22 protein-coding genes are annotated in these 24,830 nt (G+C 72.6%); 9 read left to right on the top strand and 13 right to left on the bottom strand.

Annotation, left to right across the window (positions count from 1 at the left end):
- Positions 1 to 11 precede the first annotated feature (11 nt).
- A complete protein-coding gene (locus V1258_RS02305; RefSeq protein WP_329748169.1) occupies positions 12 to 1,394 on the bottom strand; it encodes a UTP--glucose-1-phosphate uridylyltransferase in 1,383 nt (460 codons plus the stop codon).
- A gap of 192 nt (positions 1,395 to 1,586) precedes the next feature.
- Here V1258_RS02305 and V1258_RS02300 point away from each other — a divergent pair, with 192 nt between their 5' ends.
- Positions 1,587 to 2,378 carry a DUF899 family protein gene (locus V1258_RS02300; RefSeq protein ID WP_329748168.1) on the top strand — a complete coding sequence of 264 codons (792 nt, stop codon included), beginning with the start codon at positions 1,587 to 1,589 and terminating at the stop codon, positions 2,376 to 2,378.
- On the opposite strand, the gene V1258_RS02295 is transcribed toward V1258_RS02300, so the two are convergent.
- Entirely contained in the window at positions 2,372 to 3,253 is an 882-nt protein-coding gene (locus tag V1258_RS02295; RefSeq protein ID WP_329748167.1) for a DUF817 domain-containing protein, read from the bottom strand. The two genes, V1258_RS02300 and V1258_RS02295, sit on opposite strands and share 7 nt — an antisense overlap.
- Positions 3,254 to 3,371: 118 nt before the next feature.
- On the opposite strand from V1258_RS02295, the gene V1258_RS02290 reads away from it, so the two are divergent.
- The 3 genes from V1258_RS02290 (at position 3,372) to V1258_RS02280 (ending at position 6,714) form a co-directional block, all read left to right on the top strand.
- On the top strand, positions 3,372 to 4,052 hold the full coding sequence (locus V1258_RS02290; protein ID WP_329748166.1) for an HAD family hydrolase: 681 nt from the start codon (positions 3,372 to 3,374) through the stop codon (positions 4,050 to 4,052).
- Between the two features lie 11 nt (positions 4,053 to 4,063).
- Complete coding sequence (metG, locus tag V1258_RS02285) at positions 4,064 to 5,863, top strand: methionine--tRNA ligase (RefSeq protein WP_329748165.1); 1,800 nt, start codon at positions 4,064 to 4,066, stop codon at positions 5,861 to 5,863.
- Between the two features lie 65 nt (positions 5,864 to 5,928).
- Complete coding sequence (locus V1258_RS02280) at positions 5,929 to 6,714, top strand: Fic family protein (protein WP_329748164.1); 786 nt, start codon at positions 5,929 to 5,931, stop codon at positions 6,712 to 6,714.
- Positions 6,715 to 6,769: 55 nt separating this feature from the next.
- Here V1258_RS02280 and V1258_RS02275 read toward each other — a convergent pair whose 3' ends face one another.
- The 4 genes from V1258_RS02275 to V1258_RS02260 form a co-directional block, all read right to left on the bottom strand.
- Positions 6,770 to 7,519, bottom strand: coding sequence for a PIG-L deacetylase family protein (locus tag V1258_RS02275; RefSeq protein ID WP_329748163.1), 750 nt, complete (start codon positions 7,517 to 7,519; stop codon positions 6,770 to 6,772).
- Between the two features lie 10 nt (positions 7,520 to 7,529).
- Positions 7,530 to 8,636: an FAD-dependent oxidoreductase gene (locus V1258_RS02270; protein WP_329748162.1), complete on the bottom strand. Its 1,107-nt coding sequence runs from the start codon at positions 8,634 to 8,636 to the stop codon at positions 7,530 to 7,532.
- 59 nt (positions 8,637 to 8,695) lie between these two features.
- Complete coding sequence (locus tag V1258_RS02265) at positions 8,696 to 10,003, bottom strand: O-acetylhomoserine aminocarboxypropyltransferase/cysteine synthase family protein (RefSeq protein WP_329748161.1); 1,308 nt, start codon at positions 10,001 to 10,003, stop codon at positions 8,696 to 8,698.
- Between the two features lie 104 nt (positions 10,004 to 10,107).
- Positions 10,108 to 10,956 carry a siderophore-interacting protein gene (locus tag V1258_RS02260; RefSeq protein ID WP_329748160.1) on the bottom strand — a complete coding sequence of 283 codons (849 nt, stop codon included), beginning with the start codon at positions 10,954 to 10,956 and terminating at the stop codon, positions 10,108 to 10,110.
- A 69-nt stretch (positions 10,957 to 11,025) separates the two neighbouring features.
- Here V1258_RS02260 and V1258_RS02255 point away from each other — a divergent pair, with 69 nt between their 5' ends.
- Positions 11,026 to 12,519, top strand: coding sequence for a phytoene desaturase family protein (locus V1258_RS02255; RefSeq protein WP_329748159.1), 1,494 nt, complete (start codon positions 11,026 to 11,028; stop codon positions 12,517 to 12,519).
- 130 nt (positions 12,520 to 12,649) lie between these two features.
- Positions 12,650 to 14,185, top strand: a complete 1,536-nt coding sequence (locus V1258_RS02250) for a peptide MFS transporter (RefSeq protein WP_329748158.1) — start codon at positions 12,650 to 12,652, stop codon at positions 14,183 to 14,185.
- 86 nt (positions 14,186 to 14,271) lie between these two features.
- Here V1258_RS02250 and V1258_RS02245 read toward each other — a convergent pair whose 3' ends face one another.
- From V1258_RS02245 to V1258_RS02230, 4 genes are all read right to left on the bottom strand, one after another.
- Positions 14,272 to 14,451: a hypothetical protein gene (locus V1258_RS02245; protein ID WP_329748157.1), complete on the bottom strand. Its 180-nt coding sequence runs from the start codon at positions 14,449 to 14,451 to the stop codon at positions 14,272 to 14,274.
- Positions 14,448 to 14,708 carry a hypothetical protein gene (locus V1258_RS02240; protein ID WP_329748156.1) on the bottom strand — a complete coding sequence of 87 codons (261 nt, stop codon included), beginning with the start codon at positions 14,706 to 14,708 and terminating at the stop codon, positions 14,448 to 14,450. Before V1258_RS02240 ends, V1258_RS02245 begins: the two co-directional genes overlap by 4 nt.
- Before the next feature lie 171 nt (positions 14,709 to 14,879).
- Positions 14,880 to 16,208: a hypothetical protein gene (locus V1258_RS02235; protein ID WP_329748155.1), complete on the bottom strand. Its 1,329-nt coding sequence runs from the start codon at positions 16,206 to 16,208 to the stop codon at positions 14,880 to 14,882.
- Positions 16,209 to 16,245: 37 nt separating this feature from the next.
- Positions 16,246 to 17,949 carry a cation:proton antiporter gene (locus tag V1258_RS02230; protein WP_329748154.1) on the bottom strand — a complete coding sequence of 568 codons (1,704 nt, stop codon included), beginning with the start codon at positions 17,947 to 17,949 and terminating at the stop codon, positions 16,246 to 16,248.
- A 316-nt stretch (positions 17,950 to 18,265) separates the two neighbouring features.
- On the opposite strand from V1258_RS02230, the gene V1258_RS02225 reads away from it, so the two are divergent.
- Complete coding sequence (locus V1258_RS02225) at positions 18,266 to 18,793, top strand: HNH endonuclease (RefSeq protein ID WP_329748153.1); 528 nt, start codon at positions 18,266 to 18,268, stop codon at positions 18,791 to 18,793.
- An 82-nt stretch (positions 18,794 to 18,875) separates the two neighbouring features.
- Here the strand turns inward: V1258_RS02225 and V1258_RS02220 are convergent, their stop codons facing one another.
- Positions 18,876 to 19,493, bottom strand: coding sequence for a DUF1345 domain-containing protein (locus V1258_RS02220; protein ID WP_329748152.1), 618 nt, complete (start codon positions 19,491 to 19,493; stop codon positions 18,876 to 18,878).
- Positions 19,494 to 19,593: 100 nt separating this feature from the next.
- Between V1258_RS02220 and V1258_RS02215 the strand changes: the two genes are divergently transcribed.
- Positions 19,594 to 21,138: a UDP-N-acetylglucosamine 1-carboxyvinyltransferase gene (locus V1258_RS02215; protein WP_329748151.1), complete on the top strand. Its 1,545-nt coding sequence runs from the start codon at positions 19,594 to 19,596 to the stop codon at positions 21,136 to 21,138.
- 28 nt (positions 21,139 to 21,166) lie between these two features.
- On the opposite strand, the gene V1258_RS02210 is transcribed toward V1258_RS02215, so the two are convergent.
- On the bottom strand, positions 21,167 to 21,832 hold the full coding sequence (locus V1258_RS02210) for a hypothetical protein (protein WP_329748150.1): 666 nt from the start codon (positions 21,830 to 21,832) through the stop codon (positions 21,167 to 21,169).
- Between the two features lie 113 nt (positions 21,833 to 21,945).
- Here V1258_RS02210 and V1258_RS02205 point away from each other — a divergent pair, with 113 nt between their 5' ends.
- A complete protein-coding gene (locus V1258_RS02205) occupies positions 21,946 to 23,598 on the top strand; it encodes a nuclease-related domain-containing DEAD/DEAH box helicase (RefSeq protein ID WP_329748149.1) in 1,653 nt (550 codons plus the stop codon).
- A gap of 4 nt (positions 23,599 to 23,602) precedes the next feature.
- On the opposite strand, the gene V1258_RS02200 is transcribed toward V1258_RS02205, so the two are convergent.
- Positions 23,603 to 24,805, bottom strand: coding sequence for an AI-2E family transporter (locus V1258_RS02200; protein WP_329748148.1), 1,203 nt, complete (start codon positions 24,803 to 24,805; stop codon positions 23,603 to 23,605).
- Positions 24,806 to 24,830 lie beyond the last annotated feature (25 nt).

Raw genomic sequence — 24,830 nt, 5'->3', positions numbered from 1 at the left:
ACAGGCAGCGCTCAGCCGGCGGTGCCGACGCGGGCGCCCTCGGGCACCGCGCCGCCCTCCTCGCCGAGCACGGCGTCCCCGATCAGCGAGACGTCGGCGCCGAAGGTCCAGTCACCCTTCACCTCCACGCTGCGGGCCTCGCGCAGCGAGGGCACACCCTGGGGGAAGCGGGCCTCGAAGTCGCCGATCAGCTTGTACGAGCCGGCATCGAGCGACACCGTCGGCACCGACTCGACCCGCTGCACCAGAGCGCCGCGCTCGTCGAGGTCGTAGAGGTCGGACCGGACCAGCAGCAGGTCGCTCGTGGCCTTCACCGGGAGGAAGCGGTCGCGGCCCACCACGATCGCGGTCGCCCCGTCGAACACCTCGATCGCGGCGCCCATCGCGGATTCGATCTGAAAGACGGGGGTCGAGGCCTTGTCGGCCGGGTCGACCGTCTTCTCGTTGCGGATCAGGGGCAGGCCCATGACGCCGTCGCGCTCCGCGAGGATCGCCTGCAGCTGCTCGAGGTCCCACCACAGGTTGTTCGTGTGGAAGAACGGATGGCGGTGCTCGTCGGTGAAGTAGTCCATCTCCTCGGCCGGGGTCTGCGCGGTGTCGCGCAGGATGAGCCGGCCGTCGGCCTTCCGGACCGCGAGGTGGCCGCCCTTGCGGTCGGCGGGGGTGCGGCGGCACAGCTCGGCGGCATAGGGCGCGCCGGTCGAGGCGAACCACGAGGCAAGCACCGGGCTCGGGACCGTGCCGAGGTTGTCGGAGTTGGAGACGGAGGCGTACTTGAAACCGGCGTCGAGCAGCTGCTGCAGCAGGCCGGAGGTCTGCAGCGCGGTGTAGATGTCGCCGTGGCCGGGCGGGCACCACTCGAGGTCCGGGTCGGCGTCCCAGGTGACGGGGTGGAGGTCGTCGACGCGGAGCTTGGGCTCCTTGTTCTGCAGGAAGTCCAGCGGCAGGTCGCCGACGGGCAGGTCGGGGTACTTCGCGAGCACCTCGAGGGTGTCCTCGCGAGTGCGGAAGGAGTTCATGAAGATCAGCGGCAGACGCGAGCCAGTCGCGCGGCGGGCGGCGAGGACCTGCTCGACGATCAGCTCGAGGAAGCTCTTCCCGTCGCGGACGGGCAGGAGCGACTTCGCCCGGTCCATGCCCATCGACGTGCCGAGACCGCCGTTGAGGTTGATGACCACCAGCTGGTCGAAGACGGACTTGGCATGCGCGGGGTCGATCGAGACGTCCTCGAGGCGGGGCGGGTCGAGATAGGGATCGATCGTGCCCTCGGGGATCGAGCCGGTGACCCCCTCCTCGAGCTGTCCGTAGTAGTGGGTGAAGACGTCGATCGCGGTCTGCGCGACCCCGGCGTCCTGCATCTTCTGCTGCGCGGCGGCGAGTCCATCGGTGCTCATGCCGACAGCGTATCGACTCCCGCCCGTCCGACCGCGCCGCGAGGTCCGCTCCGGAACGGGGCTCGAGGAGGGCATGCCCGGTCCGTCCTCCGCGGCGAACCGGGCGAGAGCCTTCCCTCGGCCGCCGAGCGGTGCTTGACTCGGCACGAGCGCCGGGCACCGTCGTCCGACGCGCGAGCCCTGGGAGGCGCCATGTCCTCGTCCGATGCTGTTCCCGCCCCGTCCGGTCCTTCCGCGCCGGGCCTCCCCGAGGTGGTGGACCGCGAGACCTGGGAGACGGCGCGCACCGAGCTCCTGGTCGAGGAGAAGGCGCACACCCGGGCAGGGGATGCGCTCGCGGCGAAGCGCCGCCGCATGCCGATGCTCGAGGTCGACGGCGACGCGACCGTGGTCGGACCGAACGGCCCGGTTCCCTTCCGGTCCCTATTCGACGGCCGCGAGGAACTCCTGGTCTACCAGCACATGTGGTGGGACGGCGCCCCGCACCAGGGGCAGTGCGAGGGCTGCACCCTCACGGCCTGGCACCTGCAGGACTCCGCCTATCTGCGCGCCGCCGGGGTCTCCTTCGCGGTCCTCACCACGGGCGCGTGGGAGGAGGTGGAGCCCTTCGTCGCCTTCATGGGCTACACCGAGCCGTGGTTCTCGGTGCGGGACACCCCGGAGCCGATCGGCGGGGACATGGGCCACCTGCAGTGCTACCTGCGCGATGGCGAGCGGGTGTTCCTCACCTATGCCATCACCGGGCGCGGCACGGAGGTCGCCGATCCGGCCCTCGGCCTGCTCGACCTGACCGCCTTCGGTCGCCGCGAGGCCTGGCAGGACATGCCGCCGGGACGCGTCGTGGAGAACGACCCCGGGTGGTTCTGGCGCCTCGACGCCGACGGCGCCTACACCTGGGGGCCGACGGGTCGGCCCGCCGCGCAGTGGACGCGTCCCGGTGCGACGGCCGAGACGACGCTCGGCCGCACCGGCATGCATCACTGAGTCCCCTCGGGTCCCCGCGGTCGGTGGACGAGCGTCACCAGGACCACCGACACCATCATCAGCAGCAGCCAGGAGACCAGCTTCGAGAGCGGCACCAGGTGCCAGCCCTCCTGCTGATGCGGGTAGATCCAGGCACCGGCCGCGGTGCCCACGTTCTCCGCGATCCACAGCAGCGACGCCACGCCGAGGAAGGCGCCGAGGACGGGCAGGCGCCGCCAGGGCGCCCGCCGGTGCACCCGGAAGGTCATCAGACAGCGCCCGTATAGGACGACCACGCCCCCGAGCAGCATCCAGCGGGCGTCGGGCAGGTAGTGGTGGGTGAAGAAGTTCGCGTAGATCGCGGCGCCGAGCAGAACGGTCGCCCACAGCGGCGGGTAGCGGGTGAAGCGCAGGTCGAACAGGCGCATCACGCGCACCATGTAGGAGCCGACGGCGGCGTACATGAACCCCGTGTAGAGCGGCACCTCCCCGATCCGCAGGATCCCCTCGGCCTCGTACTGCCACGAACCGACGGAGGTCTTGAACAGCTCCATCACGGTGCCCACGACATGGAAAACGGCGATCACCCCCATCTCGCGGAGACTCTCGAGGCGCAGCGCCAGCATGGCGACCTGCAGCGAGAGAGCTGCGACGACGAGGACGTCGGCTCGCGCGATCGTAGCGTCCTCGGGATACAGCGTGCGCGCGGCGACCAGGAGCAGCAGCATCGCGGCGCCGAACACGCACGCCCAGGACTGCTTGAGTCCGAACACGAGCGCCTCCACGAGGGCTCGTCGTCCCGCCCCGGCGACACCGGTGAGTGCGGCGGTGCGACGCTGCGCCCACCGGTCGAGGTGCTCCTCGAGCGGGGTGAAGAGCGGGCGCTGCGGGCTCATGTCACCAGTCTGGGCAGACGGTGCGCAGGTTCCCGCGGGGAGTCGGGAGGATTCCGAGGAGATGGCGGGGAGCTCCCGAGGAGGCCCGCGCCCGGGGGCCGCTCCCTACGATGGTGCCGTGCCCCACGACTCCCTCGACGTCCTCCGCGAGCTCGTGAACACCGCGCGGATCCGCGTCGTGGTCTCGGACCTGGACGGCGTGCTGCGCGTCTTCGACCCCACGCTGTGGGCCGAGCTCGACGCGTTGACGGGCACTGCCGGCGGATCGAGCTACTCCGCGGTCCTCGGGCACCCCTACCTCGACGAGGTGGTGCGGGGGCGCGGCACCCATGCGCGCTGGCGGGAGCTCGCGGTGGAGCGCCTGGTGGCGGCCGGGAGCCCGACCGACCTCGCCCGCTTCGCGGTGGACCGGTGGGCTGCGACCCCGGCGGCCGTCGATGAGCGGGTGCGCTCCGCGCTGCTCGCGCTGCGCACCGTGGGCATCGCCGTCTTCGTGCTTACCAACGGCACCGACCGCGTCCCCGAGGAGGTCGCCGATCTCGGGCTCGGCGACGTCGTCGGCGACGACGACCGCTTCCTGCTCAACACCGCGGACCTCGGCGCGGCCAAGCCGGACCCCGAGGCGTTCGCCCGGGCGCGACGGCGGATCGAAGAGGTGCTCGGGGAGCAGGTGCCGCCGGAGCGGATCGCCCTCCTGGACGACTCACCGCGTCACGTCGAGGGCGCGGCGGCGTGCGGATGGCACGCGGTGCTGCACCGCCCGGAGGACGCGAGCCGCACCGGGCTCCGCCTCCCCTAGAATCGATCCCCATGAGCACAGTCCTGTCCGCGGTCGCCTGGCCGTACGCCAACGGTCCCCGCCACATCGGCCATGTCGCCGGCTTCGGCGTCCCCTCCGACGTCTTCTCGCGGTACATGCGCATGGCCGGTCACGACGTGCTCATGGTCTCCGGCACCGACGAGCACGGCACGCCGATCCTCGTGAAGGCGGACGAGGAGGGCCTCACCGCCCGCGAGCTCGCCGATCGCAACAACCGCCTCATCGTCGAGGACCTCGTCGCGCTCGGACTCAGCTACGACCTCTTCACCCGCACCACGACCCGCAACCACTACCAGGTGGTGCAGGAGATGTTCGTGACCGTGCGGGACAACGGCTACATGATCGAGAAGACCGGCCACGGGGCGATCTCCCCGTCGACCGGCCGCACCCTCCCGGACCGCTATATCGAGGGGACCTGCCCGATCTGCAAGACCCCGGGGGCGCGCGGCGACCAGTGCGACGCCTGCGGCAACCAGCTCGACCCCACAGATCTCATCGATCCGGTCTCCCGCATCAACGGCGAGACCCCGGAGTTCGTCGAGACCACCCACTGGTACCTGGACCTGCCGGCGCTCGCGGCAGAGCTGGGTCGCTGGCTCGACGAGCGCGAGGCGACCGGGCTGTGGCGCCCGAACGTGATCCGCTTCAGCCAGAACATCCTCGAGGACATCAAGCCGCGGGCGATGACCCGCGACATCGACTGGGGCATCCCGGTGCCCGGCTGGGAGGACCAGCCGACCAAGCGCCTCTACGTCTGGTTCGACGCGGTGATCGGCTACCTCTCGGCCTCGGTCGAGTGGGCGCGGCGCAGCGGCGATGCCGACGCCTGGCGGAAGTGGTGGAACGATCCCGAGGCGCTCAGCTACTACTTCATGGGCAAGGACAACATCGTCTTCCACTCGCAGATCTGGCCGGCCGAGATGCTGGCGCAGAACGGCCAGGGGGACAAGGGGGGCGAGCCCGGCGGCTTCGGCGTGCTGAACCTCCCCACCGAGGTCGTCTCCTCCGAGTTCCTCACCATGGAGGGGCGCAAGTTCTCCTCCTCCAAGAACGTGGTCATCTACGTGCGCGACGTCCTGGACCGCTACCAGGCCGACGCGCTGCGCTACTTCATCTCGGCCGCGGGCCCGGAGAATCAGGACGCGGACTTCACCTGGACCGAGTTCGTCGCGCGCACCAACAACGAGCTCGTGGCCGGCTGGGGCAACCTGGTCAACCGCACCGCGGCGATGATCGCCAAGAACGTCGGCGAGATCCCCGCCGCGGGCGAGCTCGAGGAGATCGATGAGACGCTGCTCGGCGCGATCCGCGAGGGCTTCACCACCGTCGGCGGGCTCATCGAAGCCCACCGTCAGCGGGCCGCGATCGCGGAGGTGATGCGACTGGTCGGCGAGGCGAACCGGTACGTCTCGGAGACCGAGCCGTTCAAGCTCAAGGCCGAGGAGCAGCGTCCCCGTCTGCTCACCGTCCTGCACGTGCTGGCCCAGGCGGTCACCGACCTCAACACGATGATTTCCCCCTTCCTCCCCTCCTCCGCCAACGCCGTGGAGAAGGCGCTGGGCGGCGACCGGGTGATCGCCCCGATGCCGCGCATCGACGAGGTCGAGGATCTCGACGGCGGCCCCGGCTACCCGATCATCACCGGCGACTACACCGGCGCCCCCGCCTGGGAGCATCGTCCCGTGGTCGTGGGGCAGACGGTCGTGAAGCCGACGCCGATCTTCGTGAAGCTCGATCCGGAGATCGCGGCTCAGGAGCTCGAGCGGCTCGAGACCGCGGCGCAGGACTGATCCGCTCCGGCGGGAGTCGACGAACTGCTCGGCACCGCTTCCTCTAGTAACACTTTCCAGAGAACGTGTTACTCGAATCGCGTCATGAGCACACTTCCGGGTCCGGATCCGCTCGTCGTCCCCGCCGCGGGCCCCCCGGGGCACTGGCGGGTGCCCGACGACGGGCTCGCCTCCCGGGGGTCGCGACGACGCGGCTCGGGTCCGTACGCGGCGTCGCTCCCCGCTCCCCTGTGCCCGCCGCGCTCGAGGATCTGATCCGCTTCCTGTCCACGGACGAGCTGCCGGTGCTGCTGCACGCGGCGATCGCCCACGCGCAGTTCGAGACCATCCACCCGTTCGTCGACGGCAACCGCCGGACGGGACGCGCGCTGGTCCATGCCCTGCTGCGCGGCAAGGGGATGCTGCGCGCCACGGCCCCGCTCTCCGCCGGACTGCTCACCGACCTCGAGGCCTACACCGCAGCGCTGACCGCCTTCCGGGCGGGCGACGCCCGACCGATCGTCGAGGAGTTCTCGCGAGCGGCTCGCTATGCCGCGGTCACGGGGACCGCCCTCGTGGACGACCTCGCGGCGCAGCTGGAGGAGGCGCGGGAGCTGCTGTCCGGGGTGCGACGTCACGCGCTGGCCTTGAGGGTCCTGCCCCTGCTCGTGGCGCAGCCGATCGTGAACGCGGCGCATCTGCGCCGCGAGCTCGACGCTCCCGCCATGTCCGTGCAGCGGGCGCTCGACCAGCTCACCGCCTCCGGAGTGCTGGAGGAGGCGACGGGTCGCTCCCGGAGCCGCGTCTGGCAGCACCGCGGGATCCTCGCCGTGCTCGACGACTACGCGGAGCAAGACCGCCGGGCCGGCTGATCCCCGCGGGGGCTCACCCCGCGAGGCCCCGCCACGCCGACCCCGGCCCCTCCGCTCACTCCTTGCCGCCGAGTCCTCCCAGGTCGACGACCCGCAGCACGACGGCGTGCTCGGTGCCCGCGGCAGCGCCGCCCTGCGCGAGGATCGCGGGGATCAGCACCTCGGGCGCCGGATGACCGGTGACGTGGGCGAGATAGGCCGCATGCGCCTGGAGCGAGGCGACCGCGGCCTCGACGTGGTCGGCACCGACGGCCCGCGCATGGGTCGGCTGGGGATGCCCGACGATGGCGACCGCCCGCGCGGACCACGGTGCGAGCTGCTCCTGCTCGGCGAGCTCGCGGAACACCCACGGGTTCGCGGCATCGCGGCAGGCATCGACGGCGGCGAGCCCTGCGACGCGGTGGTCGGCCTGGTTCATCCCGCCGTAGGCCTCGACCTCGAAGTTCGCGGTGAGCACGAGGTCGGGTCGCACCTGGCGGATCACCCGGGCGATGTCGCGGCGGAGCGCGAGCGTGCCCTCGAGCATCCCGTCGGGGTGGCCGAGGTACCGCAGGTCGGTGACGCCGACGCGCTCGCAGGCGCTGCGCTGCTCGCGCTCGCGCAGCGGGCCGACGCTCTCCGGCGGCTCGGCCATCCCGGCCTCGCCGCGGGTCAGCAGCAGGTAGGTCACCTCCCAGCCGGCCTCGGTCCAGGCGGCGACGGCGGCGGAGGCGCCGTACTCCATGTCGTCGGGATGCGCGACGACGCAGAGCACGCGGCGCATCCCGGTCTCGGGCAGCGGTGGCAGCGGGGCGGCGGTGTCCATGCCGCACACCCTAGGCCCGGACGAGCTCCCGGTCGAGGTCCCTCACCAGCCGGTTCACCGCGGCGCGACCGGCGCGGTTGGCGCCGATCGTCGACGCGCCGGGCCCGTGGCCGACGAGGTGGATGCGAGGATCCGAGGCGACGGCCGTGCCGTCCATGGCGATGCCGCCGAGCGGACCGGTCAGGCGCAGCGGCCGCAGGTGCCGCAGCTCGTGCCGGAACCCGGTCGCCCAGAGGATCACGTCCAGCGCGGTGCGGCTGCCGTCGACCTCGAGCACCCCGTCCGGCAGGATCCGCGCGAACATCGGCCGCCGCGCGAGGATCCCGACCTCGGCGGCGCGGCGCAGCGCGGGAGTCCAGATCAGCCCGGTGTGGGAGACGACGCTGCCGACGGGCCGCCCCTCCCGGACGGCGTCCCAGACCCCGGCGACGGCCTCGCGACCGGCCTCCTCGGTGAATTCGCGGTCGCGGAACACGGGCTCCCGCCGCGTGTACCAGAATGTCTCCCTTACCTCGGAGATCTCCTGCAGGTGGCCCAGCGCGCTGATCCCGCCGCCGACCACCGCGACCCGCAGCCCGGCGAACTCCTCGGCGGCGACGTACTCCGCAGTGTGCAGCTGATGGCCCCGGAAGTCGCGCGCCCCGGGGACGGTGGGGACGAAGGGCCGGGTCCAGGTGCCGGTCGCGTTCAGCACGGCGCGGGTGCGGAGCAGGGGCCGGGCGCGCTCGTCCGGGCCGACGGAGTGGACCAGCAGGGGCCGCTGCGTTCCGGGAGCGGCCGACGGGTCGTCCTCGACGCGGGTGACCCGCACGGGTCGCTCGACCTCGATCCCCTGCTGCCGCTCGAAGGCGGCGAAGTACTCGGGGACGGCCCGGTTCGCGGGGACGTCGGGATCCGCGGCGGGTACGGGCATGTCCGGCAGCTCGCGGATCCCGTTGACGGTCGCCATCGTGAGGCAGTCCCAGCGATGGCGCCAGGCGCCGCCGGGGCCGTCCTCCGCATCCAGCACCGCGACCGGGGCGATGCCGCGCCGCCGCAGGTGGTGAGCGGCGGAGAGACCGGCCTGCCCGGCCCCGATCACCACCACCCGCACGTCCCTGACCTCTGTGGCCTCCATGGTCCCCAGAACCCTCGCCGGGCCGGCGGTGTTCCCGGGAGCGAGCGGGATCACGCGAGCTACGGCACCGGCGCCGCCTCGTCGGCGGCTGGCAGGGCCGCCACGGCGGCCAGTCCACGGCGGAGGTCCTCCCAGAGGTCCTCCACGTCCTCGAGGCCGATGCTCAGCCGCACCGTCCCGGGGGTCACGCCGCAGGCGAGGCGCTGGGCCTCGGTGAGGTGGGAGTGCGTGGTGGTGCCGGGATGGCACACCAGCGAGCGGGCGTCGCCGACGTTGACGGCGAGGGTCCACAGCTCCAGCGCGTCGCAGAAGGCGGCCGCGGCGGCCTCCCCGCCGGCCAGCTCGAGGGAGAACACCCCCGAGGTCCCGCGGGGGAAGTCCCGCCGGGCGAGCGGGGCGTCCGGACGACCGGGGATCGAGGGATGCGAGACGCGCTCGACGCCGTCCTCTCCGTGCAGGCGCGCGGCGAGGTCCGCGGCCGTCGTGCTGTGCGCGCGCATGCGCAGGTCGAGGGTCTCGATGCCCACCAGGATCTGCTGGGCGCTCGCGGCGGGGAGGGTCGCGCCGAGGTCGGTGACGTACTTGGCCCGGGCGTAGGCGAGCAGTCCCGAGCAGTCGCGCTCGTAGTCGTCGGCGAAGGTGACCCCGAAGCGGCGGTTGCGCGTGGTCAGGCGCGTCCAGCGGGCGGGACATCGTCGGGGGTCGAAGCGACCGGTGTCCACGATCAGGCCCGCGATGGTGGTGCCGTGGCCCGAGAGGTACTTGGTGGCCGAGTGCACCACCAGGTCTGCCCCGTGCTCGCCGGGCCGGTAGAGCGCGGGGCTCGCGAGGGTCGAGTCGACGACGACGGGCACGTCCCGGGCGTGGGCGATCTCGGCGATCGCCGGCAGGTCCACGAGCTGGGCGCCGGGGTTCGCGATCGACTCGACGAGCACGGCTCGGGTGTCCTCGGTGATCGCGGCGGCGAGGGCTGTGAGATCCGCGGGGTCGACGACAGTGGTGGTCACGCCGAGGTCGGCAAGGGTGTCGTCGAGGAACTCCGTGGTCCCACCGTAGAGGAGCGAGGAGGCGACGAGGTGACTACCCGGCTCCAACAGGGCGAGCAGCGCGATGGTGGTCGCCGCCTGACCGCTCGCCACCGCGATCGCGCCGATCCCGCCCTCGAGCGCGGTGATCCGGCGCTCGAGCACGGCGGTGGTGGGGTTCCCCGAGCGGGAGTAGGCGAAGCCGTCGCAGCGCCGGGCGAAGAGATCCCGCAGGGAGGCGTGGGACTCGTGCGCATACGCGCTGGTGGCGTACACGGGCGGGACGACGGCGCCGTGGGCGTCGTCGGCGCGCCAGCCGGCGTGGATCGCTGCGGTGCTCATGCTCCCCCTCCTGTCGATGCGGTCCAGCCAGCATCGAGGAGGGGACGGCACCATCGCGAGCCGTGTGACGGACTGTGGCCCTTCGGGTCACCCGCCGCAGCGGCTCAGTCGTCGATGGCGCCGATCGGCTCGCGCTTCTCGGCTTGGAACTGCTCCTCGACACGGCCCAGCGCCCAGTACGCGGAGATCGAGATCTGCTCGCGGGGGACGCCGCGCTCGGCGACGAGGACGCGCCGCAGGCGCTTGGTGAGACCGCGCTCGGCGTGGCAGAACACCTGCAGGCCCGCGGTCTCGGCGAGGTCGAGGGCAGTGACGGCTTCGAGCAGCCGCTCGCGGTCGCCGATCACCCAGCGCACCTCGACGCCCGCCGGCGCCTCGAGGCGCAGCCGGTCCTCCTCATGGTCGAGGTGGATGAGGGCGATGCCCTCGGCGGCGGGGTCCATCGCCTCGAGCGAGGCCGCGATGGCCGGGAGGGCGGAGTGATCCCCGATCAGGAGGTGACGGGCGGTGGTCTGCTCCGGGCTGTACCCGCCGCCGGCGCCCATCATGGCCACGCGGTCGCCGGGCTGCGCCGTGTCGGCCCAGCGGGAGGCGACGCCCTCCGCCTGGCCGTCCGCGGCGCTGTGAAGCACCACGTCCAGCTGGATGGCCTGCTCGTCGTCGAGCCAGCGGCGCACCGTGTAAGTGCGGCGGGAGGGCAGGAGCTCGGGGCTCTCCTCGCGCAGGTGCTCGAGGTCGAAGGGGGGCTGCAGGCCGGTGGAGGGATCGGGGAGCAGGAGCTTCACATAGGCGTCGGGCTGCTCGTTGCGGTTCAGGGCGGAGAACAGCTCACCGCCGAGGGTGATGCGGAGCAGGCGCGGGGAGAGGCGGGTCTTGCTCCTCACCTCGAGCACGGCCTGTTGGCGCTTCTGGGGCCGACGGGCAGGGGCATCGGGGGCGGTGGTGGTCTCCATGTCCCCCACATTACGCGATATCCCGCTTTCGAAAATGCCTGTCCAGTCGTCGACCTCTAGGGTGAGGGCATGACCCCCTCTGCGACCCACGAGGTCGATGCCGTCGTCGTCGGATCGGGCCCCAACGGTCTCGCGGCCGCCGTTACCCTGGCCCGGGCCGGACTGCGGGTGCAGGTGCTCGAGGCGCAGGACACCGTCGGCGGCGGAGCGCGCACCCTCGACCTGGGCCTCGCCCCCGGGATCGTGCACGACATCTGCTCCGCGGTGCAGCCCCTCGCCCTCGCGAGCCCCTTCTTCCGCGACTTCGACGTGACCGAACGAGGAGTGCGGCTCGTCTCCCCCGAGGCGTCCTACGCCCAGCCCCTCGACGATGCCCCGGCGGCCATCGCCTGGCACGACGTCGAGCGCACCGCGGCCGGGCTCGGAGCCGACGGACCCGCCTGGCGTGCCGTGATGGGCACCCTCGCCGCCCATCAGGACGAGGTGGTCGCCCTCGCGCTCGGCGACAAGCGCTCCCTGCCGCCGGAGCTGCTCACCCCGCGCGGGGTGCTCGCCGCACCCCTCTTCGGGGCGCTCCTCGGACTGCAGGGAAGCCCCGCCTGGGACCTGCCCTTCCGCACCGAGCGCGCCCGCGCCCTGTTGGGCGGCGTCGCCGCGCACGCGATCGGCCGCATGCCCTCCCTCGCGCTCAGCGCCACCGCGGCGCTGCTGGGGACGATCGCGCACGGGGTCGGCTGGCCGATCCCCGTCGGCGGCTCGGGCCGGATCGTCGACGCGCTCGTGGACGACCTCGAAGCGCACGGCGGGGAGATCATCACCGGCCACCACGTTCGGACCTGGCGTGACGTCCCGCCGGCGCGCGCGGTGCTGCTCGACACCACCGCCGGCGCCGCCGCCGAGATCCTCGCCAACCGGCTGCCGCGCCGGCTCGAGACGGCGCTGCGCCGCTTCCCCCACGGGGACGCCGCGGCGAAGGTCGACTTCGTGCTCTCCGGGCCGGTCCCCTGGCGCGATCCAGAGGTGGGCCGCGCCGGCACCCAGCACCTCGGCGGGTCCCGGGAGGAGATGGCCGCGGCGGAGTCCGAGGTCGCGGCGGGACGGCTCCCCCGTCGGCCGATGACCCTGGTGAGCGATCCCGCCGTCGCGGATCCGAGCCGGATCGTCGGCGGGCTGCGACCGCTCTGGGCCTACGCCCACGTGCCCGCCGGGGACCGCACCGACCCGACCGAGGCGGTGACCGCGCAGATCGAGCGCTTCGCCCCCGGGTTCCGGGACGTCGTCGTCGCCTCCCGCGGGATCAGCGCCGCGGACATGCCCCACCACAACGCCTCCCTCGTGGGCGGCGACATCACCATGGGGCGGGTCACGATGTGGGGCATGATCGCCCGGCCCACCCCGACCGCGGACCCCTACCGCCTCGCCGACTCCGGTTGGTACCTGTGCTCGGCGGCGACCCCGCCGGGCCCCGGCGTGCACGGGATGAACGGTTGGCACGCGGCGCGTCGGGCCCTCCGCCACGAGTTCGGAATCCAGGAGTCCCCGGATCTCTCGCCCGGAACCTGAGTCAGACCTCTTTCTGCGGTTCTGAGCCGGAGAGCGGCAGAGTTTTCTGACGTCTGCAGCGATGAACGACCGGTCACACGGACGGGTCGAAGCTGGCAATGCGTCGGAGGAAGGCGCAGGATGTCTTCCCGTGAATTCACCAGACCCTCGATCCCCCGGCCGTCCGGAGCCCACGGCGCCTGTCGCCGGAGCCGCCGTCCTCGCCGTCGAGCCCGCCGACGACAGGGAGCACAACCCCTCGGGCCGCCTCTTCCTCGGCCAGCCGGCCCCGCTCGCGAATTTGTTCAGCGTCGAGATGTGGGAGCGCTTCAGCTTCTACGGCATGCAGGGCATCCTCGCCATCTACATGTACTTCTCGGCGACCCAGGGCGGCCTGGGCATCGACGAGACCACAGCGCTCGGCATCGTCGGCGCCTACGGCGGCTCGGTCTACATCTTCTCGATCCTCGGCGCGCTGGTCTCCGACCGGCTGCTCGGCCCGGAGAAGACCCTCTTCGGCTCCGCCATGATGATCATGCTGGGCCACATCTCCCTCGCCGTGATCCCGGGGGTCCCTGGACTGGTGGTCGGCCTGCTGCTCGTGGCCGTCGGCTCGGGCGGTCTGAAGTCGACCGCGGCCACCCTCGTCGGCTCGCTGTACTCGGTCGATGACCCGCGCCGCGACGCGGGCTTCTCGATCTACTACATGGGCATCAACATCGGCGGCCTGCTGGGCCCGCTGCTGACCGGCTACCTCCAGCTCTCCTTCGGCTTCCACCTCGGCTTCGGCGCCGCGGCCGTGGGCATGGCGATCGGCCTTACCCAGTACGCGCTGACCCGCAAGGACCTGCCCGCCTCCGTGCACCGCGTCCCCGATCCGCTGCCGCGCTCGCAGTTCCCGCTCTGGGCCGGCGTGGCCGTGGTCGTGGTCGTGCTCGCCGTGCTCCTGGCGACGACGGGGATCGTGAACCCCGGCAACCTCGCCACGATCGTCTCCGTGCTGGCGGTGGTGGGCGCCGTGGCGATCTTCGCCCTGCTGCTCACGTCGAAGAAGCTCGATGGCGACGAGCGCTCGCGCGTGGTCTCGTTCATCCCGCTGTTCATCGGCACCGCGGCGTTCTTCGCCCTGTTCCAGCAGCAGTTCACGGTCATCACCCTGTACTCGGACACGCGGCTGAACCGCGAGATCCTGGGCTGGGAGATGCCGATCTCGTGGGTGCAGTCCTTCAACCCGTTCTTCATCATCGTGCTGGCGCCGCTGTTCGCCGCGCTGTGGACGAAGCTCGGTCGCCGCAATCCCACCACCCCCACCAAGTTCGGCGTGGGCATCGCCCTCATGGGCGCCGCCTTCGTGCTGTTCCTGCCGATGTCCTCGGTGGTCTCGGTGCCGGTGCTGTGGATCGCGATGATCATGCTGGTCGCGACCCTCGGCGAGCTGTGGATCTCCCCTGTGGGCCTCTCGCTCGCGACGAAGCTCGCCCCGCGGTCCTACCCGGTGATGATGATGGCGCTGTACAACCTGGCGGTCGCCCTCGGCACCGCCCTGTCCGGTTCCCTCGCGGGCTTCTACTCGGCCGATGCCGAGGTCGCCTACTTCGGCGTGCTCGGAGCGGTGACGATCGGGATCGGCCTGATCATGCTCACCATCGCCCGCCCCGTCGGGAAGGGCATGCGCGGCGTGCGCTGACCCCGGAGCCCCGACGCGACCGACCGCGCGAGCCGTCCTGCCCCCCTGGGGCAGGGCGGCTCGAGCCGTTCAGGGGCCGAGGATCGTCAGGGGCCGAGGATCGCGAGGAGGACTCCGAGCACGGCGCAGACAATGCCGAGCGCGGCGGCGATCCGCAGCAGCAGCCTCGCCGTCGGGCGGTCCCAGCCGTGCGCGAGTCCCAGCACCAGGGACCCGAGGAACACGAGGACCGCGAGGGCGCCGACGACTATCAGCGCCGGGATCATCGCCTCCCTCCCACCACGGCGAAGCTCACGCCGATGAGGGCCGCGACGACCGCGCAGGCGACCGCCGCGGAGCGGAGGCCCGCCCCCGCGTCCCCGCCGATCACGAGGTGGAGGAGGTAGAGCAGCACGGCGAGGCCGCCCGCGATGCTCACGGCGAGCACCTGCACCCGGCGGACCGGGCTCGGGGCGGGGGCGACGGAGGTTGACGAGGAGGAGGTCGAGGAGCTGTCCGGGGGGAGGTCCGAGGGCGTGTCCATGCTCGCCACGCTAGGGCCGGGGCGCGAGGTGACCGGAGTGTCAGCGGCGGATGGATGACAGATGTCAGGGGTGGAGGACGATGGACAGCTCCACGTCACCGGCCCGGGACCGACCGCGCCGAGGGGCACCGCCCGGCCCGGGGCGAGCGCCGATCCAGCTCCGACGCCGTCTCAGGTCTGTCCGCGCCGCTCGGCCAGGAGGGTCAGCACCGCCGTGAGCACGGCCGCGGAGCCCTCGACGTGGGAGCCGTGCCCCTCGAGCAGGCCGCAGCGCACCAGGTCGTCGAGGTCCCGGCGCACGAGCACCAGGTCCTCCAGGCTATTGCGGTCCGCCTCGTGGATCACCTGAGCGACCGGCAGATCCACGCCGCCGTCGACGCACGCGCTGACCAGCGCGGCGAGGGTCTCCGGAAGGCCCCGGAAGCCGCCGTCCCCGCCCGCGCGGGCGTGTCGGCCCAGCAGCAGGGCGGTGAGCACCGCATGCCCCCACTCGGCGAAGGCCGACGGGTCCTCGGAGAAGGGGAGGAACGGGACCGGCCCCGCAAGAGCGGTGACCCGCCGGGCGCCGAGGGCGAGCCAGCCGCCGTCGAGCAGCGCGACCCATGCCCCGGCGATCTCCGGACGGTGCCACATGCTGCGGGCGCCGGCGGGGAGGCCGAGCAGCTCGCCCACGCGAGCCGTCTCCGCACGGCCCAGCGCCCCCGAGTCCGTGACCCGGCAGCCCTCCCCCACCACCTCGAGGATCGCCTCCGCCGCGCGCAGCAGGCCGTTGCGGCGGTAGAGCTCCGGGTCGGGGTCCTCCTCGAGCAGGGGGTCGTCGCCCGAGCGGCCCTCGCCGATCTCCGGGATGAACCAGGGCCAGCTCGCCTGCTCCGCTCGGCTCGGCGGCTCGGCGCGCAGCACCTCGAGCGCCGTCTCCCGGTCGTAGGCGTCGGAGATCCGGGCGAGGTTGCCGAACTCGGCGAGCGCCACCCGGTCCTCGTCGGAGCGCGTCGTGTACCAGCGCATGTAGGCGGCGAGCTCCTCGGGGTCCTCGAGGTCGACCCCGCGCTCGAGCCCGTAGCCGAGGACGTTGGTGGAGAAGGAGCGGCGGGTGGGGTCGTCGGCCGCCTCGAGGGTCGCGAACTCGAGGCTCTCCAGCAGCAGCGAGGCGGCCCCGGGGGTGGGGCCGTTCTCCCGCCAGCGTCCGGTCTCCTGGAGGAACGCGAAGAGCTGCCCCAGGGCGGGGACCAGCTCCATCGAGTCCTCGCGGGTCTGCACGACGTGCCGCGGCACCGCCCGGGTGAGGAGCTCGGTGGTGAGGTCCTCGGTCCACTCTTCCGGATCGGGGCTGTCGAGCTGCTCGTCCTTGAGGCGCAGGAGCGTCCCGATCAGGCGCGCCTCCTCCTCGGCGCCGATCGGGAGCTCGCGCCGCCGCCACGCGAGGAGGTCGGCGAGCAGGGAGGCGCGACGCTCCTCGCCGCCGTGCGGCCCCTGGCGGGGTCCCTGCGATGCCGTCATGCCCCCAGCATGCCGGTCCGCGGGCGGGACGGCCAGCTCAGGGCGCGTCCCCGCGCAGCGCCCGCTGGTCCAGCAGCTTCTGCGCCCGGGCGATCACGTGGGAGTCGTAGGCGGCGGTCGAGCGGGCCTCGTCGAGGGCGTCGCGCTGCGCCTCCTGGACGAGGGCCAGGAGCTCCGGCATCTGCGCGCGCACCGGATCGCCCTCGTCCTCCCGCGGTGGGTCCAGGCGCATCCTCTCCTGCCAGGCCCGGGCGGCCTGCAGCACCTCCGGCGCGAACTCGCCCCCGTCGCGGCGTCGCAGCGAGGGGTTGTCGAGGACCTGCGCGACGGCGGCCTCGCCGACCTCGGAAAGCAGCAGCTGGAGCTCGCGCCGCTCGCGCTCGGCGTCGCTGCCGCGGATGCCGAGCAGGCGGATCAGCAGCGGCAGCGTGCCGCCCTGGCCCACGAGGGTCACGAGCGAGACCACGAAGGCGACGAGCACCAGCTGGGTGCGATAGGGGAAGTCGGTGGGCAGCGACTGGGCCGCGGCGAGCGTGACCACGCCGCGCATCCCGGACCAGGCGATCACCGCCCCGCCGCGCCAGCCCAGCCCGTTCTCCGCGTAGAAGCGGGCGTCGGCCCGGCGGCGGCGCAGCCAGCGCTCGGCCTTCGGCAGCGCGGGATGCCGCTGCAGGCGCTCGTCGGCCGAGACCTGCTCGAGGATCCTGCCGAACTTCGCCTCGGTGCGGCGGTGCTCGTCCTGGCGCCGACGGGCGGAGTGCACCACCGGCACGACCACCGCGAGCCGGATCACGGCGAGCGCGAGCACGACGATCAATCCCACCCGGACGGCGGTGAGCACGGACAGGCCGACGTCGGCGACGTCGTCGGCGAGGGTGACCAGCTGCAGCCCCATGAGCAGGAACACGCCGTTCTCCAGCAGGAGCTGCACGGTGATCCAGTTGGTGCGCTCGGCGGAGCGGTCCTGGACGCTGAGCCGGCGCACGCCGGCGGCCCCGGTGACGAGCCCGGCGACCACCACGGACAGCACCCCGGAGGCGTGGAGCAGCTCGGCGGGGAGGAGGGCGACGAAGGGCACGACGAAGGAGATCGCGGTGGTGAGCGCGGGCTGATCGATGCGGGAGCGGATGCGGACGGCGAGCAGGCCCACCACGGCGCCGATCACGAGGGCGATGGCGACGGCGTAGGCGAAGTCCGCGGCGGCCCGCCAGAAGGAGAAGGCGCCCGCGGTAGCGGCGACGGCGGTGCGCAGGAGCACGAGGGCGGTCGCGTCGTTGACGAGCCCCTCCCCCTCGAGGATCGTCAGCAGGCGCGGCGGCAGGCCGAGCCGCTTGCCGATGGAGGTCGCGGCGACGGCGTCGGGCGGGCTGACCACGGCGCCGACCGCGATCGCCGCGGCGAGCGACAGGTCGGGGAAGATCCACCACAGCAGCAGGCCGACGCCAAGGCTCGAGAGCAACACCAGGACGACGGAGAGCGCCGTGATGGTGCGCAGGTCGCGGCGGAAGTCGACCACGGGCATGTTGACGGCGGCCGAGTAGAGCAGCGGCGGGAGCACGGCGGTGAGGATCAGCTCGGGCGGCACGTCGATCCGGGGCATGCCGGGCACGAGGCTCACGCCGAGCCCGACGAGCACCAGGAGGATCGGGGTGGCCAGGCCCAGCCGGCGCGAGGCCAGCGAGGCGGCGACGATCACGAGCACGGCGACGACGCCGACGATCTCCAGCTGCTCGAGGTGCACGGGTCCTCCTGTGCGGATCGGGTCGGGTCGTCGCCCGGGCGGTCGTCGGTCTCGACGCTCGCGGGCACAGCATCCCACCTTGTCCCGGGGAGTCCGCCGGGACTCCCGCGCGGCGCTCCACGAGATCGGCACGGCGGGATCGGCACCTCGTGTTCGGCGACACGACACGCCGAGGCCATCTTCGCGACGTGCCGCTCGCGGACAATTCGATGGTGACCGGGCAGCGATCCGGGTCACACTGCTCGTACCGGCTGCGAGCACCCCCCTCCCGCAGCCGGGTCGAGCCTGGGCGCTTCCGTGGACGAGGGACGAGGTGATGAGCATGTCGCAGGTGAAGGTGTTCAACCTGGGGTACGACCCCGGGACCGGGATCGGCGAGCTGCTGCACACCACGACGGTGCGGCACGCCTTCGGCATGATCCGGCGCGAGGTCGCGAACCCGGTCGAGCTCACACTCGTCGAGGATCGCATCGTGCCGCTCGCCCTCGAGCTGACCCATGAGCTGTCCGGCGCGTGGGTCGAGGGGATCGGTCAGCGGTCGATCGGCTTCTCGTACCGGGCGGTGCACGAGCGGGACCACTGGACCTGCGCCTACTGCGGGCGGAGCGTGTCGAAGACCCCGGCGAGCGAGGCGCTGCTCGCGACGGTCGATCACATCCTGCCCGTCTCCCGCGGCGGCCCCTCCTCGTGGCTGAACCTGGTCTCGGCCTGCAAGGAGTGCAACAACCGCAAGGCGGACCGCACGCCCCAGGAGGCCGGGATGGATCTGCGCTTCGCGCCCTTCGACCCGGCGCAGGCGTACCGGGTGGGCGGGCACGTCGAGCCGCTGCCGGTCCTGGCCTGAGCACGGCGGGCCGCGCGGCGGCCGACGTCGCCCGCCGCGCGGCAGGCCGCGGGTGGCCAGGGGCCGCGGCGCGCGGCAGGCCTCAGGCGAGTCCCAGGGCGCCGGCGACGAGGTTGACGGCCGCGCCGATCACGATCATGCCGAACGCGAAGCTCAGCAGGGCGTGGCGCAGCACCATCCCGCGCATTACCGGGTCGGTCGTGTCGGTGTCCGTGATGCCGTAGGTCATGCCCACCGCGTAGCTGACATAGAGGAAGTCGGAGTAGCGCGGCGGCAGGTCGCTGCTGAAGTCCAGCCCGCCGCCCGCCGCGTAGAAGCGATGGGCGTAGCGGACCGCGTAGGTCAGATGGACGCTGGCCCAGGCGCCGAAGACGCCCAGCAGGGTCACGGCCGCGCCGATGCTGCGCAGCGGCTCGTGCCCGGCGGACCCGAGGTGGAGGACCACGATCGAGATCACCGCGAGGGCGGAGAGCACGGCGACGAGCGTCGCGTCGACGGCGGGATCGAGGTCCTCGTCGCCGGCGTGCTCGCGGGTGGCCTCGGCGTCCTTGGGCCACAGCACCCACCAGGAGCGCAGCAGGAAGCTCAGCTCGGCGACCGTGATCCCGCTGATCACGGCGAGGGGCGGGTCGACGACGAGGAGCAGCAGGGCACCGGCCACGAGACCGAGCCCGGTCCCGAGGAGGATCCGCAGACGCATGGCGTCGATCGTAGGACCACGGCGGGGGGACGACGGGGAGTGACGAGCACCGCACCCCGCCTGGACACCTTTATCTCATAGATGAGATACGGTCGCGCTCATGACGATCACCGAGGACACCACCTACCTGGAGCGAATCGGCGGCATCATCCGCGACGCCCGCCTGCGCACCGGTCTCACGCAGGCACAGCTCGCCGAGCAGCTCAGCACCAGCCAGAGCGCGATCAACCGCATCGAGAAGGGGCAGCAGAACCTCACCCTGGAGACCCTCTCGAAGCTGGGCCGGTCGCTGCGCTCCGAGTTCGTCAGCCTCGGCACCTCGGGCCCCAGCCACCTGCGCGTGCACGGCGGGACCAGCCTCTCCGGCGCGATCGACGTGAAGACCTCGAAGAACGCGGGGGTCGCCCTGCTGTGCGCCTCGCTGCTGAACATCGGCACCACCACCCTGCGCCGGGTCGCCCGCATCGAGGAGGTCAACCGCCTGCTCGAGGTGCTCACCTCGATCGGAGTGCGCACCCGCTGGCTCAACGACGACGGCGACCTCGAGCTGCGGGTCCCCGAGCGCCTCGACCTCTCCGCGATCGACGCCGACGCCGCCCGTCGCACCCGCAGCATCATCATGTTCCTCGGTCCGCTGATGCATCGCGCCGAGTCCTTCCAGCTGCCCTACGCGGGCGGCTGCGACCTCGGCACCCGCACCGTCGAGCCGCACATGACCGCGCTGCGCCCCTTCGGCCTCGAGGTCGTCGCGACCGACGGCCACTACCAGGCGACCGCGTCGGCCGACGCCCCCGGACCCACCCGACCGATCGTGCTCACCGAGCGCGGCGACACCGTCACGGAGAACGCACTGCTGGCCGCGGCCCGTTCCGAGGGCGAGACCGTCATCCGCAACGCGAGCCCCAACTACATGGTCCAGGACCTGTGCTTCTTCCTGGTCCGTCTGGGGGTGGAGATCGACGGCATCGGCACCACCACGCTGCGCGTCCGCGGCCGCTCGCGGATCTCCCAGGACGTCGACTACGCCCCGAGCGAGGACCCGATCGAGGCGATGAGCCTGATCACCGCCGCGATCGTCACGAAGTCCTCGATCACGGTGCGCCGGGTGCCGATCGAGTTCCTCGAGATCGAGCTGGCGATCCTCGAGGAGATGGGCTTCCGCTACGACCGCAGCGAGGAGTACCTCGCCCGCAACGGCGAGACCCGCCTGGTCGACATCACCACCCATCCCTCGCGGCTGCGGGCCCCGATCGACAAGATCCACCCCATGCCCTTCCCCGGGCTGAATATCGACAACCTGCCCTTCTTCGCGGTCATCGCCGCGACCGCCGAGGGGCAGACCCTGCTCCACGACTGGGTGTACGAGAACCGCGCCATCTACCTCACCGAGCTCACCAAGCTGGGCGGGAACGTGAAGCTCATGGACCCGCACCGCGTACTCATCGAGGGCCCGACCCGCTGGAGCGGCACCGAACTGGTGTGCCCGCCCGCCCTGCGTCCCGCCGTGGTGATCCTCCTGGCGATGCTCGCCGCGAAGGGCACGTCGGTGCTGCGCAATGTGTACGTCATCAACCGCGGCTACGAGGATCTCGCCGAGCGCCTCAATGCCCTCGGCGCCCGCATCGAGGTGTTCCGGGACATCTGAGGGGCTGACCCCCGCGGACGGGCCCCGCTCAGGAGCCCAGCGCCGCGAGGTGCTGCTCGAGCCAGTCGTGGGCGGTGGCCGCGTCGACGCTGAACGGGTTCAGGGCCGCCTCGAGCTGGGCCCCGGTGAGCGGATAGCGGGAGCACTCCCCCGCATCCTGCTCCGTGGGCTCGAGCGGCCAGCGCTGCGCCCAGAGCTCCGCGAACAGCTCGGCGTGGGGCCGCAGCGCCGCGTAGGCGCGCAGCATCTCCCCCGCGACGGCGTCGAGGCAGCTCTCGACGTCGCTCGGGTCCAGGCCCCACGGCACGGTGTCCGGCGCGGAGTCGTCGTGGTCGGTGGACTGCTCGAGCAGCTGGGCCATGGTCTGCAGACCGTGCTCCGCCATCCACGCCGTCACCTCGGCCTCGACGAGCCCGTGCGGGCCGCCGACGAGCTCCGGCGGCTCGGGACCGTCGGGATCCCCGTCGACGACCTGGTGGAAGAGGGCGGAGAAGCTCGCGAGCGCCGCGAGCCGGATCCGCGCGTCCGCGGCGGCCACGCCCCGGGCGGGGAGCTCCTCGGGCACCGCGCCGACCACGGCGAGGGTGCGCCAGGCGTGGACGAGCCAGCGCGCGTCCCCGCCGTGGGCCCAGCAGCGGGCGTACTCATGCGCCAGGGTCTCGAGGGCGGAGGACGGCGAGGCGTCGGTGCTCATGTCCCCTGTCTACCGTGCGGGTCCGACGGATGAGCGATGCCCCGCCGCGGGGCCTGCCCAGCGGTTAGCCTGAGCTGGGCGTCCACCCCGCCCCGCCGACCCCAGGGAGCGCCATGCCGATCCTGCTGCCCGAGAACCCCGAGTTCGCCTCCGCCGCCGAGCGCGCCGTGTGGAGGGAGCTTGTCGATCAGCTCCCGCCGAGCGCCGCAATCCTCGCGGGACAGCGCATCACCGAGGGCGGCGAGGAGGTCGAGGCCGATCTGGTGGTGCTGTGGCCGGGCATGGGACTCGCCGTGATCGAGGTCAAGGGCGGCACGGTCTCGGTGGTCGACGGCGAGTGGCGCCAGGCGGACCGGAGCGGCAGCCACCTCCTGCTCCGCTCCCCGCTGGACCAGGCCCAACGGGCGAAGCATGCGATCCTGCGCTATCTCGACGGCGCCACCTCGCGGCCCGTCGGCCGTGCCGTGCACCTCGCCGCCCTGCCCTACACGGAGCTGCCGGTCGGCTGGAGGGTGCCGGAGGCGCCGCGGCGGCTGATCATCGACGGCACCGATCTGCCGCGGATCGCCGAGCGGATCGTCGCCGCGCTGAACACCGAGGCCCGCCAGGGCCACGGCCCCCTCGACGAGCTCCAGCGCGACGTGCTCGTGAAGCGGCTGCGCACCACCCAGCACGCGATCCGCAACCAGCAGCTGCTGGCGGACGCCCTCGAGGACGAGTCCAACGAGCTCACCCGCGAGCAGGAGCGCGCGATCTCGCTGCTCCGCTTCCAGCACCGCGCCCAGATCGTGGGCGGAGCGGGCTCGGGCAAGACCCACCTCGCGATGATCAAGGCCCGGACCCTCGCCCGGGAGGGCTTCCGCACCGCCCTGCTCTGCTACTCGCGGGGCCTCGCCCGGCACTTCGAGCTGCAAGCCGCGACCTGGCCCGCCGAGGAGCGACCGGCCTATGTGGGACTCTTCCACGACCTGCCGGTGCGCTGGGGCGCCGAGGACTTCGAGGCCTTCGACGGACCCCCGACCGTGTACTACGAGGAACATCTCCCGGCCCGCCTCGCCGAGGTCGCGGCCGCGCAGTCCGCGGACGAGCTGTTCGACGCGATCGTCGTCGACGAGGCGCAGGACTTCTCCGACACCTGGTGGGACGCGCTGCTGCCCTGCCTGCGGGATCCCGAGGCGGGCGTGCTCTTCGTCTTCACCGACGAGCACCAGACGGTCTTCGACCGCGAGGGCCGCGCGCCGATCACCCTGAACCCCTTCCCGCTCGACGAGAACCTCCGCAACACCCGGGCGATCGCACGCTCCTTCGCCCCGCTCACCGCCCTCGAGCAGCGCCCCCGCCTCGACGAGGGGCTTCCGGTGCGCTTCATCCCCTCGACCGCCGAGGAGGCGGTCTCGGCGGCCGACGACCTCGTCGAGGAACTCCTCGACGAGGGCTGGGCGCCCGGGGACATCGCCCTGATCACCACGCTGCATCGCCATCCCGAGCAGGTCGCGCGGATCGAAGCGGGCGGCTACGACGTCTACTGGGACGAGTTCTTCGCGGGCGATGACGTCTTCTACGGCCACGTGCTGAACATCAAGGGCCTCGAGCGGCGGGTCGTGATCCTCGCCGTCAACGGCTTCCGCACCGACGAGCGGGCCGCGCAGCTGCTCTACGTGGGACTCTCCCGAGCCCGCTCGCTGCTCGTGGTCGTCGCCGATCCCGGGGACATCTGGGACGCGGGCGGGGCGGAGGTCTGGGAGCAGCTCGGCGGGAGCGCCTGAGCGGTCACTCCCCCGCCGCGGGCGGTGCGGCGGTCGCCGACGGCGGCTCCCCGCCCGGAGCCGGTGCCTCCTCGGCGGCCGATGCGCCACCCGGACGCGCGTCGCCGCCCACCCGCTCCTGCGGCGACTCGAGCGCGGCGCGCGGGGAGTCGGCGACGAGGGCGTTCAGCCAGCGCGCCTCGTCGTCGGCGTCGACCAGGATCTCCTTGACCAGCAGCGTCATCGGCACCGAGAGCAGCGCTCCGGCCGCCCCGAGGACCCAGGACCAGAAGAGCACCGAGAGGAAGGAGATGCTCGGGGCGAGTCCCACGGCGCGGCCCGTGACGCGCGGCTGCACGAGCCCCTGGAGCACCATCGCCACGACGACGCACACGGCGACCACCGCGACCGCGGTCCACGGCCCCTGGTCGAGCAGCGCCATCAGCGTGGGCGGCACCATGGCGATCACGAAGCCGATGTTGGGGATGTAGTTGCAGACGAACAGCAGCACCGCCCAGACGGCCGGCAGCGGCACCCCCAGCGCCCACAGCGCGAGCCCGTCGATCACGGCGACCACCGCACCGAAGACGGTGGTCACGAGCCAGTAGGTGCGCACCGAGAGCGCGAAGTCGGCCAGGGCGTGCGCGATCCGCGGCTGCAGCCGCTCGATGACCGCCATCCGCTCGGGCAGGCCCGTCGCGTCCAGGCCGAAGAAGATGATCGTCGCGACCGAGGCGGCGACGAGGCCACCCACCGCGCTGACCGAGCTGAGCGCCTGGTTCAGCAGCCCGAACAGGCTCGCGAAGCTGAACTGCGCGAGCCAGGCGCTGATCTGCTCCTGGCTCACCCCGACCTCGGCGAGGGCCTCGAGGCTGCGCTGCAGCAGATCGTTGAAGGAGGCGGAGTACCCGGGCAGCTCGAGCACCAGGGTGCGGATCGACCAGCCGATCGCGAGGAAGAACACTCCGAGGGCGAGCAGCACCGCGAGCATGGCGGCGAGGGACCCCACGAGCCGCGGCGCTCCCGCCCGCTGGATCAGATCGCTCAGCGGCTGCGCGGCGATCATCAGGTTCAGGGCGAGGAAGACGGGCACGACGAGCCCGGCGAGCTCCCGCATCCCCGCGAGCACCAGCCAGATCGCGGCGAGGGAGAGCAGCAGCACGAGACCGCGCGGGAGGCCGGAGCCGCGGGGAAAGCCGGGGCCGCGCGCGGGGACGGGAGAGCTCATGCGGGCATCGTAGGGCGAGCGGTCC

Origin of the sequence: Brachybacterium sp. J153 (genome assembly GCF_036311905.1) — a bacterium.
Taxonomy (GTDB): Bacteria; Actinomycetota; Actinomycetes; order Actinomycetales; family Dermabacteraceae; genus Brachybacterium.
The sequence above is the reverse complement of the archived record's forward strand: the minus strand, read 5'-3'. Positions and strand labels throughout refer to the sequence as shown.

What these genes read in the sequence shown, in the direction of transcription:
- V1258_RS02275 (WP_329748163.1), bottom strand. Translation starts at nt 7,519, where the DNA reads ATGGACACCGCCGCCCCGCTGCCACCGCTGCCCGAGACCGGGATGCGC.
- V1258_RS02305 (WP_329748169.1), bottom strand. Translation starts at nt 1,394, where the DNA reads ATGAGCACCGATGGACTCGCCGCCGCGCAGCAGAAGATGCAGGACGCC.
- V1258_RS02240 (WP_329748156.1), bottom strand. Translation starts at nt 14,708, where the DNA reads ATGGACACGCCCTCGGACCTCCCCCCGGACAGCTCCTCGACCTCCTCC.
- V1258_RS02300 (WP_329748168.1), top strand. Translation starts at nt 1,587, where the DNA reads ATGTCCTCGTCCGATGCTGTTCCCGCCCCGTCCGGTCCTTCCGCGCCG.
- V1258_RS02245 (WP_329748157.1), bottom strand. Translation starts at nt 14,451, where the DNA reads ATGATCCCGGCGCTGATAGTCGTCGGCGCCCTCGCGGTCCTCGTGTTC.
- V1258_RS02260 (WP_329748160.1), bottom strand. Translation starts at nt 10,956, where the DNA reads ATGGAGACCACCACCGCCCCCGATGCCCCTGCCCGTCGGCCCCAGAAG.
- V1258_RS02215 (WP_329748151.1), top strand. Translation starts at nt 19,594, where the DNA reads ATGACGATCACCGAGGACACCACCTACCTGGAGCGAATCGGCGGCATC.
- V1258_RS02220 (WP_329748152.1), bottom strand. Translation starts at nt 19,493, where the DNA reads ATGCGTCTGCGGATCCTCCTCGGGACCGGGCTCGGTCTCGTGGCCGGT.
- V1258_RS02265 (WP_329748161.1), bottom strand. Translation starts at nt 10,003, where the DNA reads ATGAGCACCGCAGCGATCCACGCCGGCTGGCGCGCCGACGACGCCCAC.
- V1258_RS02225 (WP_329748153.1), top strand. Translation starts at nt 18,266, where the DNA reads ATGAGCATGTCGCAGGTGAAGGTGTTCAACCTGGGGTACGACCCCGGG.
- V1258_RS02210 (WP_329748150.1), bottom strand. Translation starts at nt 21,832, where the DNA reads ATGAGCACCGACGCCTCGCCGTCCTCCGCCCTCGAGACCCTGGCGCAT.
- V1258_RS02270 (WP_329748162.1), bottom strand. Translation starts at nt 8,636, where the DNA reads ATGGAGGCCACAGAGGTCAGGGACGTGCGGGTGGTGGTGATCGGGGCC.
- V1258_RS02255 (WP_329748159.1), top strand. Translation starts at nt 11,026, where the DNA reads ATGACCCCCTCTGCGACCCACGAGGTCGATGCCGTCGTCGTCGGATCG.
- V1258_RS02200 (WP_329748148.1), bottom strand. Translation starts at nt 24,805, where the DNA reads ATGAGCTCTCCCGTCCCCGCGCGCGGCCCCGGCTTTCCCCGCGGCTCC.
- metG (WP_329748165.1), top strand. Translation starts at nt 4,064, where the DNA reads ATGAGCACAGTCCTGTCCGCGGTCGCCTGGCCGTACGCCAACGGTCCC.
- V1258_RS02295 (WP_329748167.1), bottom strand. Translation starts at nt 3,253, where the DNA reads ATGAGCCCGCAGCGCCCGCTCTTCACCCCGCTCGAGGAGCACCTCGAC.
- V1258_RS02205 (WP_329748149.1), top strand. Translation starts at nt 21,946, where the DNA reads ATGCCGATCCTGCTGCCCGAGAACCCCGAGTTCGCCTCCGCCGCCGAG.
- V1258_RS02235 (WP_329748155.1), bottom strand. Translation starts at nt 16,208, where the DNA reads ATGACGGCATCGCAGGGACCCCGCCAGGGGCCGCACGGCGGCGAGGAG.